Source organism: Bacillus pseudomycoides DSM 12442, assembly GCF_000161455.1.
In the GTDB taxonomy this organism is placed as follows: domain Bacteria; phylum Bacillota; class Bacilli; order Bacillales; family Bacillaceae_G; genus Bacillus_A; species Bacillus_A pseudomycoides.
The window spans coordinates 2253424-2267225 of record NZ_CM000745.1; the positions used below are offsets into that span (position 1 = coordinate 2253424).

General features: G+C 32.5%; 16 protein-coding genes and 3 pseudogenes. 16 read left to right on the top strand and 3 right to left on the bottom strand.

From position 1 onward, the window contains the following. On the top strand, positions 1-431 hold a 431-nt coding region (locus tag BPMYX0001_RS33970), incomplete at its 5' end, for an alpha/beta fold hydrolase (protein ID WP_033798897.1). 242 nt (positions 432-673) lie between these two features. Here BPMYX0001_RS33970 and BPMYX0001_RS11175 read toward each other — a convergent pair. Next, complete coding sequence (locus BPMYX0001_RS11175; protein ID WP_018765964.1) at positions 674-1141, bottom strand: DUF2306 domain-containing protein; 468 nt, start codon at positions 1139-1141, stop codon at positions 674-676. Between the two features lie 323 nt (positions 1142-1464). On the opposite strand from BPMYX0001_RS11175, the gene BPMYX0001_RS11180 reads away from it, so the two are divergent. Further along, the gene (locus BPMYX0001_RS11180) at positions 1465-1989 is read left to right on the top strand and encodes a GrpB family protein (protein ID WP_006094958.1); all 525 of its coding nucleotides are present in this window, start codon (positions 1465-1467) and stop codon (positions 1987-1989) included. Between the two features lie 249 nt (positions 1990-2238). On the opposite strand, the pseudogene BPMYX0001_RS11185 reads toward BPMYX0001_RS11180, so the two are convergent. Continuing rightward, positions 2239-3543, bottom strand: a pseudogene (locus BPMYX0001_RS11185) (aminotransferase-like domain-containing protein); the annotation flags it as partial. Positions 3544-3682: 139 nt separating this feature from the next. Here BPMYX0001_RS11185 and BPMYX0001_RS11190 point away from each other — a divergent pair. From BPMYX0001_RS11190 to BPMYX0001_RS11225, 10 genes and pseudogenes are all read left to right on the top strand, one after another. After that, positions 3683-4141, top strand: coding sequence for a GNAT family N-acetyltransferase (locus BPMYX0001_RS11190; RefSeq protein WP_033798898.1), 459 nt, complete (start codon positions 3683-3685; stop codon positions 4139-4141). Between the two features lie 31 nt (positions 4142-4172). Next, a pseudogene (gene cutA / locus BPMYX0001_RS29395) lies at positions 4173-4524 on the top strand (divalent cation tolerance protein CutA). Between the two features lie 178 nt (positions 4525-4702). Then, positions 4703-5149: an NUDIX domain-containing protein gene (locus BPMYX0001_RS11200; RefSeq protein WP_003197936.1), complete on the top strand. Its 447-nt coding sequence runs from the start codon at positions 4703-4705 to the stop codon at positions 5147-5149. 414 nt (positions 5150-5563) lie between these two features. Beyond that, a complete protein-coding gene (locus BPMYX0001_RS11205; RefSeq protein ID WP_018780539.1) occupies positions 5564-5854 on the top strand; it encodes a heterocycloanthracin/sonorensin family bacteriocin in 291 nt (96 codons plus the stop codon). Positions 5855-6076: 222 nt separating this feature from the next. After that, a pseudogene (locus tag BPMYX0001_RS32040) lies at positions 6077-6196 on the top strand (GNAT family N-acetyltransferase); the annotation flags it as partial. Between the two features lie 37 nt (positions 6197-6233). Continuing rightward, a complete protein-coding gene (locus tag BPMYX0001_RS11210) occupies positions 6234-6680 on the top strand; it encodes an NUDIX domain-containing protein (RefSeq protein WP_006094963.1) in 447 nt (148 codons plus the stop codon). A 465-nt stretch (positions 6681-7145) separates the two neighbouring features. Continuing rightward, positions 7146-7409 carry a heterocycloanthracin/sonorensin family bacteriocin gene (locus BPMYX0001_RS30665; protein ID WP_003207258.1) on the top strand — a complete coding sequence of 88 codons (264 nt, stop codon included), beginning with the start codon at positions 7146-7148 and terminating at the stop codon, positions 7407-7409. A 167-nt stretch (positions 7410-7576) separates the two neighbouring features. Beyond that, positions 7577-8599: a serine hydrolase domain-containing protein gene (locus tag BPMYX0001_RS11215; RefSeq protein WP_033798899.1), complete on the top strand. Its 1023-nt coding sequence runs from the start codon at positions 7577-7579 to the stop codon at positions 8597-8599. 53 nt (positions 8600-8652) lie between these two features. Continuing rightward, entirely contained in the window at positions 8653-8796 is a 144-nt protein-coding gene (locus tag BPMYX0001_RS33085) for a hypothetical protein (RefSeq protein WP_006094966.1), read from the top strand. A 305-nt stretch (positions 8797-9101) separates the two neighbouring features. Continuing rightward, positions 9102-10310 carry an L-lactate MFS transporter gene (locus tag BPMYX0001_RS11225; protein ID WP_006094967.1) on the top strand — a complete coding sequence of 403 codons (1209 nt, stop codon included), beginning with the start codon at positions 9102-9104 and terminating at the stop codon, positions 10308-10310. Between the two features lie 43 nt (positions 10311-10353). On the opposite strand, the gene BPMYX0001_RS11230 is transcribed toward BPMYX0001_RS11225, so the two are convergent. Continuing rightward, complete coding sequence (locus BPMYX0001_RS11230; RefSeq protein WP_098788317.1) at positions 10354-10797, bottom strand: permease; 444 nt, start codon at positions 10795-10797, stop codon at positions 10354-10356. 160 nt (positions 10798-10957) lie between these two features. Here BPMYX0001_RS11230 and BPMYX0001_RS11235 point away from each other — a divergent pair, with 160 nt between their 5' ends. The 4 genes from BPMYX0001_RS11235 (at position 10958) to BPMYX0001_RS11250 (ending at position 13530) form a co-directional block, all read left to right on the top strand. Then, positions 10958-11395 carry an NUDIX hydrolase gene (locus tag BPMYX0001_RS11235; protein WP_006094969.1) on the top strand — a complete coding sequence of 146 codons (438 nt, stop codon included), beginning with the start codon at positions 10958-10960 and terminating at the stop codon, positions 11393-11395. Positions 11396-11580: 185 nt separating this feature from the next. Then, on the top strand, positions 11581-12039 hold the full coding sequence (locus BPMYX0001_RS11240) for a hypothetical protein (protein WP_003207266.1): 459 nt from the start codon (positions 11581-11583) through the stop codon (positions 12037-12039). A gap of 39 nt (positions 12040-12078) precedes the next feature. After that, on the top strand, positions 12079-12573 hold the full coding sequence (locus BPMYX0001_RS11245) for an NUDIX hydrolase (protein WP_255261221.1): 495 nt from the start codon (positions 12079-12081) through the stop codon (positions 12571-12573). A gap of 180 nt (positions 12574-12753) precedes the next feature. Next, positions 12754-13530 (top strand): Cof-type HAD-IIB family hydrolase, encoded by a 777-nt coding sequence (locus BPMYX0001_RS11250; RefSeq protein WP_006094971.1) that lies wholly within the window; start codon positions 12754-12756, stop codon positions 13528-13530. The last annotated feature ends 272 nt before the right edge of the window (positions 13531-13802 follow it).

The following is a 13802-nucleotide window of genomic DNA, read 5'->3' on the forward strand; positions in this document are numbered from 1 at the left end:
TGGATGAAAAAATTCTTGCTTATCATGCGAATGGAAGCAAATTGGATTGGACAGATAACGAATCTGTTGTGAATTATTTGGTTAGAGGATCAGCATTACTCTGTGGACCAAAGCATAAATTTGATGAGCAAAGAGTTACGAAGCAGGTAACAAAAGAAATAAAACGAGCAAACAATCTACTCAGCATGTTTAATCATGCACTGCTTAAAGGTGATGATTACTATGAGGGGAAATTAAAAAAAATAAATATATCTACTTTAGTTATTCACGGCACCGAAGATACGGCACTTCCGTATGAGCATGGCTTAGCTCTAGCAAATGAAATTCCTAATGCGTCGTTACTACCACTAGAGGGAACGGGGCATGAAATTCATTTTGATGATTGGGATAATATAATTAACGCTATTTCGAAACATACTTCAAGAGTGTAGGGAATTACACAGTCAAAATAGACGATTTAAGAAGTTTTCTGCTCCTTAGATCGTCTATTTTTTATTGACACTTCGTTTCAACTATTCACGAATAATAAATTGTATTTTATCTAAATGGCTTTTTTTCTTTGGACTAAAATGATTGAGTAGTAATAAAAAAATCGCTGAATCCAGTTATCGAAGCAGAATATTTACTGCATGATTAATAGCGTTTCTATTTTTTCAAAGAGGAATAGAGCTTTTTACTTGTTTGTATGCTTTTTATATTTTTTTATAACCATTATTGTAAGTGGGGTACCAATCAATGTTGGTAAAAACCAAAACGATAGTGTAGGAAGTAAATTTAATATCGGTATAGAATTCCCTATGTTCACTAGGAGAGCCGTTACAGCACCTATATATGAACCTAGCATACCTCTAATATGATGATGAATCCAATTTTTCCAGCGTCTTTTTCTTGCAAGATAGCCATAAATAGCAAATGAATAAGAAAAAAGTGCGACATAAAACAAATAAGCAATCTCATTCCAATGTAAAATAGACAATATAATTGCAGTGATGAATATTACAACGTAAGATGCATGATAAACTTCACCCCATTCTGTATGAGTTCCTTTTCTCTTTTTTGCAGACATTGCGACAGCTCCTGAAATTAAACATATGATCCCAAATAGAATATGAATTATTAAAAGTATAGGAAAGATATCCAATATACTTCCTCCTTTGCCATTTTAATATTTTTGGTTTGTTAAAGAAGAGATGAAATACATCTTTGATTCAATTTAATATATTGAAATTAAGGTGTTTGTAGAACATCTTCTAGCAATAATAATTTTCATCATATTTTGTTTGCTGATATAAAATGTATATTGTAAATTAAGAAACTACTTCATATTTGAAAAGATATTATAGTTCTAAAAAAGGTGTAAAATAGAAACTGCTTTTGCAGAAATTCTAGGGCTTGATGAGGATTCGTATGAGCAATTTATTATATTTGGAAAAAAATTAAATTATGATAAGGAGGTATATAATAATGGCTGAAAAAACGAGAATAATAGAAATCATGTCTTATAATCCTGAATGGAAAATGGAGTTCAAGAAAATCAAAATAATGATTGAAAGTTATATCGGCGATTTAATTTTAAGAATTGAGCATGTAGGTAGTACCTCTGTTGAAGGGTTAGCAGCAAAACCAATTATTGATATTGATGTAGTTATAGAAAGTTACGATCTATTACCTGACATTATAGAACGATTAGAAAAAAAAGGTTATCACCATCAAGGAGATCTAGGTGTTGAAGGACGTGAAGCTTTTCAAAGAAATAATGAAGATAATTTTATGAAATACCACCTCTATGTCTGCCCGAAGGATGGGAAAGGCTATTTAGAACATGTCGCTTTACGGGATTATTTATCAGCAAATGAGGGTGCACGGAAAGAATATGAAGAACTGAAATATCGATTAGCTGAGAACTATCGATATAATATTGATGGTTATTGTGAAGCTAAAACTGATTTTGTAAAAGGGATTTTGAATAAGACGCTTTATATAAACTAAAAAGAAAAAGTGGGAATTACTACTTGTAATAGAAGAACAAATAGAATCTAATTAAATTGGAAATTTCAAAAATATTTTCATCTTTCTTATCTACCAATATGGTTAAACAATTATAAGTTAACCCAAAGATTTGATTTGGACAGTTTATGAAAAGGTAGAGAAGAATGTATCAGGAAGTTGTCAACACCTAACATATGAATGTATGAGTACCCGCTTGAAAGTCCTCTTCCTTAAATGAAGAGGACTTTTCTATGGTTCTATTAATTCCCTAACAATTTGACTTATCTGATAGATTCCTTGCGTAAGATCTTGGACAGGTACATAGCCATACGATAAACGAATATGTTGATCAGATTCCTCTTCATAAATACGCCCTGGGTTAAGAAGAATCCCTTTAGATAATGCTTTTGGAAATAGTTTTTTCATTGAAATTTTAGGTTGTATCTTTAACCATATAAACAATCCTCCGCTAGGGGCATTCCATGTTGCGATGTCTTTACAATACAGGTCCAGCGCTTGTATCATGATTTTTCTTCGTTCTTTCAGCTGCAATCTCACGGACGCTACATGTTTTTGATATAAACCACTAGACAACCATTCAGCGGCAACTCTTTGTGATAATGAACTAGATCCATAATCTGTTTGCATTTTTATGTCTGATAATCTTTCAATCACAGGTTCTGGACCAATTACCCATCCAATTCTTAATCCAGGACTAAGTGTTTTCGATAAGCTACCGACATACAATACGTGCCCATTTTGATCCATTGCCTTTAATGATAGTGGAGGTAGTTCATCAATCCATAATTCATGATAAATATCATCTTCAATAATAGGAAGTTGTTCTTTTTCACAAACATTCATAAGTTCTTTCCGTCGACTTTCCAACATTAAGACACCTGTTGGATTGTGAAAACAAGGGATAGAATATAAAATGTTTTTCGTTTTATTATATTTACTTCGTCTAGACAAATCGCTTGGTACGATACCACACTCATCCATCGATATTCCAGAAAGATGTATATCTGTTGATTGAAATACATGAAGCGAATATAAATATGAAGGTTTTTCAAGTAGAACTGTGGATTCCCTATGCAAAAGACCAACTGATATTAACTGTAGTGCTTGCAATGCTCCGGAAACGATTAGTATAGAAGACGGAGATGTATGAATACCGAATGATTTCACATAATCACTTATTGTCTGGCGTAAAGGGAAAAGTCCTTTTGGTTCTTCATATCCGAAAGTATCTAGTTCCTTAGACACATTATGTATAACTAATTTCATTGTTTCTAACGGAAAAATATCAGAAGAAAGTTCACCTTTACTAAGTTGAATAAAGTCTTTGTTTGATTCGATTTCATTAATTTCTTGAACAATTAATTTACTTGGTTTATGTACTCCTGTTTTTACATACTCGTTCCAATTAGGTGGAGGATTCGTTGCTAATAATGACCATGTATTATTCATTACAATTGTTCCCATACCCATTTGTCCTCTAAGTAAACCGTCTGCTGTTAGTTCTTCTAACGCTATAATTACTGTACTTCGATTCTTTTAGAGAGGAAATGATAGCGAATCGTTGAATATATAGGAAGTGTATTCGAACTATTAAAATCCGATAAAGAAACAATTATGAAAGAAAGATATTTTTTAAATAGGATAATTTGTTATTCAAAAAGGAGTCCATATGATGAATATCCAATTAAAAATAATAACAAGAGATAACTGGGAAGAAGCACTGAAATTACAAGTATCGAAGAAACAAACTACATTTGTACCACCAGTAGCAGTATCACTTGCGAAAGTATATATTAAGCCGGATGGTGAAAATGTCGAATACATTCCATTAGCCATATATGATGACGATAGTATGATTGGATTCATTATGCATGCATTCGAATCCAATACATCGGACATGTATTGGATTAACGGATTTATGATTGATGAGCATCATCAAGGAAAAGGATATGGTAAAACTGCTTTAGCTGAAATGATTAAATGGATTACAAATGAATTTACGGAATGTAAGGAGATTCGATTAACTGTACATAAAGAGAATATTATTGCAAAGAGGTTATATGAAGGTTATGGATTTAAAAAACTTGATTATGTTTATGACGAAGAGCAAGTATATCGTTTATATGTCTAACTTTTATTTAGAAAAGGTTGTGATCTAGCGCATGGAATTTAATGAAGTAAAAATCGAAATATTTATCCCAGAGGAATATATTGAAACTCTACGAGATAAATTAAATAACATTCACGCTTGTAAGGTCGGAAATTACGATAATTGTCTATCTTACAGCACAGTTAAAGGGTACTGGAGACCTTTAGATAATGCAACACCTTTTTGCAACACCTTTTGATGGAGAAATCGGTCAAATATGTGAAGGGCAAGAATGTAAAGTCGAAATAAGGTGTAAACAAGACATTGTAAAAGACACACTTACCATAATTAATCGAATTCACCCTTACGAAACACCCATGATTTATATCATGCCACTACTAAATGCATATTTTGGACAAGTTTAATATTCTCAGAGGATATCACTTTCAAAAAACATGAAGTTAGTATTGTAATTTCATTTGTTAAAGATTACTTAAAGGTGTATTCAAAATCTATTCACGATAGTTCTAGAAAAACAAAAAATAATAATAAAGACTTAATGAGAATACATGCTATGTTACTACAAAAGGAGGGAAATCTTAATTGAAAACAAAATTTCATCATATTGTAAGAGGGATAATTATAAAAGATAAAAAGCTTTTAATAGCAAACTACAAAGGGCATCACTCTTTTCTACCAGGTGGTCATGTTGAGTTAGGAGAATCTGCAGAATGTGCATTAATTCGCGAACTTAGAGAAGAACTGGACATCAATTGTGAAGTTAAGCGCTTTTTAGGAGTGATTGAAAACCAGTGGCAAGATAGTGAAATACTTCATTATGAAATTAATCATGTTTTCGAAGTTGATAGTAACGACTTACATAGTGATATAGAACCAATTTCTAAAGAGTCTCACCTAGATTTTAGTTGGATTATTCCTAATAATGAAAATCTAATTGCATATAAAATAATGCCTGAACCTTCAGTCCGAGGATTAATAGAAAAGGTGCAAAAAGAGGAATTATCAAGTTGTTGGCTTAGCAATTTATAAAATAACATGCAAGAGTACTACGTTGTAAAAAAACATGATATAAGTACCCTTTCTCGAAAAACTAATATACTCTTAGTTCATCTTTTTAAAAATTTCATATCTGTGTTTTTTTATGACTAAAAGATATCACGCAAAAAACTACCACGCTTAAGCTATAGAACTAGAAAATGATGACATAAAGCTAAATGTTATTGTTTAAATTCATATTTTATAATTTCCATTTATAAAAATGAGCCCATAGTAAAAACAACCTAAAAATAGGCATATGAACAAGGTGCATCATCTAGTGATAGGTCATATTTTGTTGGTGTACGTATTGAACTTAGTTTATAGCGCTATTTCTATTTAGATTTAACGAACAGAAATATAGGAAAGCATCGATGGGGTTTTAATTTATAAACGGAGGTCATGAAAATGAATGAGTTTCAACAAGAACTACAAGCGTTAAGCCTTAATGATTATCAGTCTGGAAATGTTATGTATTGGGACCAGCAAAACCAATATCCATATTACTATATTGAAGATGATGCTCGTCGCTGTGGCGGTTGTGGCCGTTGCGGTGGATTTCGTTGCGGTGGATTTCGTTGTGGTGGATTCCGTTGTTTTGGTTGCTTCGGTTGCTTTAGTTGTTTTGGTTGTGGTGGTTGCGGTGGTTGCTCTAATTGTTTTGACGGTTTTAATGGTGCTACCTGGTGGGTCATTTAAATTCGTGACATAAATAAAGATATTTTTGAAAGAAAAGTGTATATACAAGTATGAACTGTAGAGACACTTTTCTTTCATTTTGTGAATTTAACAAATAAAAGGGCATCTTCTATTTTCGTCGAAATTAATATTTGATATAGCATTTCATATAGAGGTGAATGGTACATTGGATACATATCAAAAAATAGTTTCATGGGTAGAAGAAATAAAGGCACGGAATAAGAGATTCGTCTAATTGTACACAAAAAGAACACTCGGGCAAAAAGGTTATATGAAAGCTATCGTTTTGTAAATCTTGGTCATGTTTATGATGGAGAAGAAGTATACCGTTTACTTGTTTAACTTTAATTAAGAAAATGGATAAAGAGGAGAAACCTAATTGAAAACAAAATTTCATCATATTGTAAGAGGAATCATTATAAAAGATAACAAACTTTTAATAGCAAATTATAAAGGGCATCATTCTTTTCTACCAGGTGGTCATGTGGAATTAGGAGAACCTGCAGAATGCGCATTAATTCGTGAACTTAAAGAAGAAATAGATATAGATTGTGAAGTTAAGCGCTTTTTAGGAGTGATTGAAAACCAGTGGCAAGATAGCGAGACGCTTCATTATGAAATTAATCATGTTTTCGAAGTCGATAGTAACGACCTACATAGTGATATACCACCGATTTCTAAAGAGTCTCACCTGGCTTTTCATTGGATCATCCCCAATAATAAAAATCTAATTACATATAAAACAATGCCTGAACCTTCTGTTCAAAGATTAATAGAAAAGGTACAAAAAGAGGATTTATCAAATTGTTGGATTAGTAATTTATAAAGTATTGCTGAAGGGTATTGGGTACTTAAGTGTTAATAATACTGCATAGTACCCAACTAACTCTTAATAACTATTAAAGAAAGTCATCATCCCCATCAAATGAAATAATTGATTCACTTTTATTGTACAAAAGAAGTAAACCTCAGATTGTGCTCCTACAAAGAATATAAGATTCTCTCCTATATTTACAAATGAGAAATTTATATAATTTCATATTTGTAAAAATTCTTTTATCATCTCGTTTATAAAAACGAATCCAACATACAAGCTATCTAAAAATAGGCAACCGAACAAGGTACGTCACCCAATAAAACCTCATATTTTGTTGTTGTACGTATTGAAATTGGTTTCTAATTTCTATATTTATTGCTGTTTATTATGCCGATTAAACAAGTGATACATATAGAAAAGCACCGATGAATTATGCTAGACAGAAACTTTAATTTATAAACGGAGGTCATAAACATGAATGAATTTCAACAAGAACTGCAATCATTGAATCTAAATGATTATCACCCTGGAAATGTTGTGTACTGGGATAATCAAAATCAATATCCATATTATTATGCACAAGAAGATGCTCGTCGCTGCGGCGGCTGTGGACGTTGCGGCGGTTGCGGCGGACGTTGTGGTGGTTGCGGCGGACGTTGTTTCGGCTGTTTCGGCTGTGCAGGGTGCGGCGGCTGCGGCGGGGGATGCTTTAGCTGCTGGAGCTGGTGGTTCATTTAACTTTGTAACATAAATGAAGTTATTGTATGAAAGAAAGGTGTATATACATGTTCAGAGTGTAGAGACACTTTTCTTTCATTTTGTGAATTAAACAAATAAAAGGACATCTTCTATTTTCATCGAAATTAATATTTGATATAGCATTTCATACAGAGGTGGGTGAGACATTGCATACATACCAAAAATTAGTTTCATGGGTAGAAGATATAAAAGAACGGAATCATAGCTCTGCAGCAGCACTTTTTATTATGAAAGATAATGAAGTGGTACTTGAACATTATAGTGGAAATCATTCTAATACTGAAAACAGTGCTACTATAACAGCGTCTTCACAATTTAATGTTGCTTCCGCTAGAAAGAGTTACTTAGGTTTAGCGGTTGCTTATGCACTATATGAAGGGAAGATAAAGCATCTTGATGATTATGCAGCAAATTATTTTAAAGATTATGATGAGAATTTGCTTGGTAAGACAACCTTAAGACATTTAGTAACGCATTCACATGGTTTAAATGAAAAAGAAGACGGAACAATTTATCGAGAATTTGAACCTGGACAAGGGTGGGCATATCGAGATATTAACGTACGTATGATGACCCATCTTATTTATCAACTATATGATAAAAGTTTTCCTGCGTTATTAAAAGAACGTATCTTTATACCTGCAGGTTTTAAAGAAACAGGATGGAGAAAAAAGTATCATGAGAATTTGGTAAAGGTAATAGTAAATCCTCATGAAGAAGCAATATGCAGTACTGGAATATTAGATGATGGAACGGAAAAAAACCTTTTTGTTTCTGCTAGAGAATTCGCCTATTGGGGAAATTTACATTTAAATGAAGGATACATAAATGGAAAACAAATCGTACCGAAAGAGGTTATTAAAATTGCAACAAGTCTTCAAAGCCCAGAATACGAAAACACGGACTTACCACAAAACGGATGCTTCTGGTTTGTTCAAAACACACCCGCTATACAAAGCGAGCTTGGGGAAAGGGTACCTAAAGGCTCGTATCAAATATTAGGCATTACAGGACCCACCATTTTAGTCATTCCCAAGTATAATGTTGTCGTTGCCAAAATGTATAATAAAAGATATAACTATGGAGGAGACAACTATCTGTATTATTTACGAGAATTTAGCAATTTAGTCGCTGATACATTCGCGAAATCATCTTTTACATACCTGTAATAATATTTGAATTGGGGTATAACTACTTTTATAAAGAAAAGGAGTGAACCCTTATGAAAAAACAAACGAATAAAAGTAAAAAACAAAACATCAACGACACAAGTGTTGAGCAGAACGCTACATATAGCGATCCAAAAGATGCTGCAAATATGCAAACTGTTCCACAACCAAAAGATTATGAGGAAATCGAATATTAATTTTTGTTTTTTATAAGACTTTTTTATGAAAGAAAAATACATCTTAAGCCCCATAAAAATAAAGACATCATTTGGTACTATAATGTATATAAGCATTTGAAAATGTCTTATCTTAACACAGCTTTTTTACAATAAACCCGTATATAATCTAATCGACAAAAAGGCACTTCTTAACGAAGTGTCTTTTTGTTTATTTTGTACAATGACTCCAATTTAATTTCCAGTTTTAAATTAGTATCTTGTATTTCATCACGGATATACTAAATTGTGATAAAACATGTCATGATAAGAAAGGGACAGTTCGCATGAAACAAACATCTGTAAATCCATGGCTGATTGTCCTAGGCACAATCATTGTGCAAATTGGTCTTGGAACGATTTATACATGGAGTTTGTTTAATCAACCGTTAGTAAGTAAATTCGGTTGGGAACTTCATACTGTAGCGATAACTTTCTCAATTACCAGCTTTTCTTTATCATTTTCAACTTTATTTGCAGGTAAATTACAACGAAAGATGGGGCTTCGTAAACTTATCGCAACCGCAGGAATTGTTCTTGGAGTTGGATTAATACTTAGCTCACAAGTTTCCTCATTACCACTTCTTTATTTACTAGCTGGTGTCGTGGTAGGTTATGCAGATGGTACAGCCTATATCACATCATTATCAAATTTAATTAAATGGTTTCCAAATCGTAAAGGTCTCATTTCTGGTATATCAGTCTCAGCATACGGAATGGGGAGCTTAATTTTTAAATACGTAAATGGAAAGTTAATTGATACAGTTGGTGTATCGGAAGCTTTTTTATATTGGGGCATAATCGTTTTGATTGTAATACTTGCGGGATCTTTCTTCTTACGTGAAGCTGCTACGAATGAAACAGTATCTGAAACTTTAAGTAATGATTATTCAACGAAAGAAATGTTACGCACAAAACAAGTTTATTTATTGTTTTTTATGTTATTTACATCATGTATGAGTGGCCTCTATTTAATCGGTATGGTAAAAGATATCGGAGTTCAACTCGTAGGACTTAGTGTAGCAACCGCAGCTAATGCCGTTGCAATGATTGCGGTTTTTAATACTGTTGGCCGAATTGTTCTTGGGACATTATCAGATAAAATAGGTCGATTAAAAATTGTTTCAGCAACTTTTATTGTAATCGGCTTATCTGTTTTTACACTGAGTTTTATGAATTTAAACTACGCTATTTATTTTACTTGTGTTGCAAGTGTCGCATTTTGTTTTGGAGGAAATATTACCATATTTCCAGCAATTGTGGGTGATTTCTTCGGTTTGAAAAATCATAGTACAAATTATGGAATTGTATATCAAGGTTTTGGTTTTGGTGCACTCGCAGGTTCATTTATCGGAGCGCTATTAGGTGGATTTCAACCAACTTTTATTACAATCGGTATACTATGTATTATATCCTTTATTATCTCCATTTTAATTCGACCACCAAGCAAGGAGAAAAAGAAAGAAACACAAAAGTTATATCGAAAAATAGCTTAACATTTTGCATATGTTCTGTATAGAAAAGAGCCCTAAATGAACATTAGGGCTCTTTTGAGAAGGAATTAAATTTTTTATTTCCAGTTATTTTATAAATAATGTAGTTCACACCAAAGTACGTTACACCAAATAATAACAAAAACAATGGAAATAAAATAAGAGCTAGTAAACAACCTCCAATATCCCCATTAAAATTCACATCTGCATTTGAAAAATTCCAGTCCTTAACTTTGCTGATAATATGCCCTAGAATATAGGACAACACAAAACAGATTACAAAAGCGAAAACAAGATGAACTGTAAATTCCCGATTCGATACTTTATCAAATATGTAATAACAAAATCCCCAAAACGCGCCAAAAAGCACTAAAACAAACAATACTTTAAAAAACTTCTTAATATTGATCCAGCATTGAAATACAATTTGTTTAAATGTTTTTCGATTACGTTTTTTCTTTCTAAGTCTTTTCTTTTTATGCGGTTTCATTTCATCCATTCACAATCTTTGTTTTTTCTTACTATTATATCTTTAAATAAAAACAAAAGATATCCTTAATATTCCATATAATAATATTTTAAATTTACTAGCAAGGAGATACATCGCTTTATAGAGAACTGTATACTAGAGATCTACTAAGGAGGTTCCTATGAAAAAAGTAACTGTAACGTACGTACTACTTTACGATGAGTTTCAAGAAAAAGTATTAATGGTTAAAAATACAGGTTCAAATGCTTCTTATTTTACTTTACCGGGTGGTGCAGTCGAGTTTGATGAAACGTTAGAAGAAGCAGCAATTCGCGAAGTAAAAGAAGAGACAGGATTAGATATAGAGGTAGATGGGATTTTTTCAATAAGTGAAGCATTTTTTGAAGAAAGAGGTCACCATGCTATCTTCATTAACTTTATTGGGAAAATTACAGGTGGAGAAATACATATATCACGACCAGAAGAGATCGAGGAAGTTACGTGGATGGAACTACAAATTGCAGAAACATATTTACGACTTCCCGAACATTTAAAAAATCTATTGCAAAGAAAAGAAACTGTACCATATATTTTTAATGGGACAATTATTCACAAATAATAAAGCTAATATTTTAAGTTGAAACAAATATGAGAAGAAAGATACTTAATAACCAAGAATATCCCATTGAAAATAAATTAGAGTAATTGATTCAAAACATGAATGGAAAAAGGTTTATTAAAATACAAATCGTTACCTTTTTAATTATTATGCACAGAAATAATAGGGGCTTAGGAGAAATAACTATGCAAATATATAACGAAATACTTTCAAGCGAAAAACTTGAGGAACTTATACTGAATGAAAGCGGAGAAATACTAGAAAATTTGAATAACAAAGAAATGTTTATTAGTAGTTTTATTGATTATTATACAAAAGAATACGAGAATTCGGAATGTAATTACGTTGAACTATTTGATATTGACAGTCCAGACTATATTAAATTTGAATTAATAGATAACAAAGTGTTTGTTACTGCTTCTTTGTTTGCAGGATTATCTATATGGTTGGATAAAAAAGCGTTAGGAAAAGTAACAGCTACTATAGAGGGTGTTTATTCGTTCATATTGATTGATACAGACGGCAACATTATTACCTTAGATGAAAAGTTACATTTACATGAGAGTTCTTTTGCTATTATAAACTTTAAAGTAGAGAAATTAAAAAGTATCGATCAATATTTTGATGACTATACGATTATATAAGTAATGGTTGCCTTATATTAAAATTAGAAACTATGTTTTATTAAAAGAAATGATGAGATACTCATGTTAAACAAAGAATACGCCCCTGCTAAAGGATTATGGAACGGAGTAGGCGGAAAAATAGAGAGCGGAGAAACGCCATTAGAAAGCGCAATTTGTGAAATAAAAGAAGAAACAGATATCGATATCAAAAGAAATCAAATCCAGTTCAAAGGTATCATAACATGGGAAATGGATCATACATATTCAGGTGGCATGTATGCGTATGTAGTAGATGTACCTAATGACTTTTACTACGAAACTCCTAAAAAGACAGCCGAAGGGATTTTAGACTGGAGAGGCGTGTCATGGATACTTAGTAAGTATAATTATGGGGTAGGGGCGATGATACCTCACTTTCTACCTAAAATGCTCAATGAACATCATATATTAGAACATAGATGTGTCATTATAAATCATACATTAGTAGAATATGAATGCAAAGAATTTAACAGGTTAGACAACCTACCTCTAAATAACCTAGTGAAAAAATAGGATAACATCAGTTTTTTAATTTAGTAAAAGGCCCGTACGAAAGAAGAACTCCATGTTTTGAAAAAACGCTTAAACTGCTTCATTTTAGTTGAGTGTAGAACGTATTTTGAGATGTTTGTAAAAAGTACACTATTAGTTATTGTATAAAGATAGCGCAATTTAACAAGGAAGGGATTACATATGTACAAAATTGTATTTTTTGATGTTGATGGCACCCTATTAAGCGAAGTGGATAGAAGTATACCGTTAAGCACAAAAGAAGCACTTGAGAAATTAATCGAGAGAGGATTAAAAGTTGTAGTTACAACAGGAAGACCGTACAATTTGTGCGAAGAGTTTAAGACTATGGGCATTGATACGTTTATTTCTGCTAATGGTGCGCTTATAACATGTAACGAGAAGGTTATACATAAATCAGTACTATCAACAGAAACAGTTCAAGATGTTTCTGCTTTTGCTGAGTTGAACGGACACGGTGTTTCTTATTTTACCAAGCTATTTACGATGAACGGCATGGTTTCCGATGATGAGCGGGTCATGGGGGCATTAAAAGAAACTTTGAACCTTACACAATATCCCGAAAAAATGAAATCTCTATCAGACGAAATTTACTGTATATGTTTGTATGCGGACGACAGTGAAGCGCAAAAATTTCTAGATAGATTTTCAAAACTTAGATTCGAGCGTTTTCATGGCTACGTAATGAATGTACTTGAAGAAACGGAAGTATCCAAATCAGCTGCGATTAAAAAAGTATTGGAGCATCTCAACTTTTGCAAATCCGAAGCCATTGCTTTCGGTGACGGCGGAAATGATATCGACATGTTGGAGTATGTGGGTTTGGGAATTGCCATGGGAAATGGAGAAGATACGTTAAAACAAAAAGCAGACTTCGTTACCAAAAGAGCAAGCGAAGGAGGAATATCTTACGCGTTAAAGAAATTTGGTGTCATTTAAACTAGAGTAACATTACAAATTTGTAATGTTTATGTCACCTTCTCCAATAGCACTTAAAAACATCCCACTCATATACTTAAGATAGATTTACAAAAAAGGAGTGTGGGAAAATGCACGAAGTAATTGGGGAAGTCGTAGTTGGTCTATGTGAATTCGTTTTTGAGATTTTCGCTTACGGGAAGACAGATGAAGAGAAAAAAGAATAATTCCATTTGATTTGTATGATACATAAGATTCTTAGACACCTATATAAGGTGTCTTTTCTTGTTCAT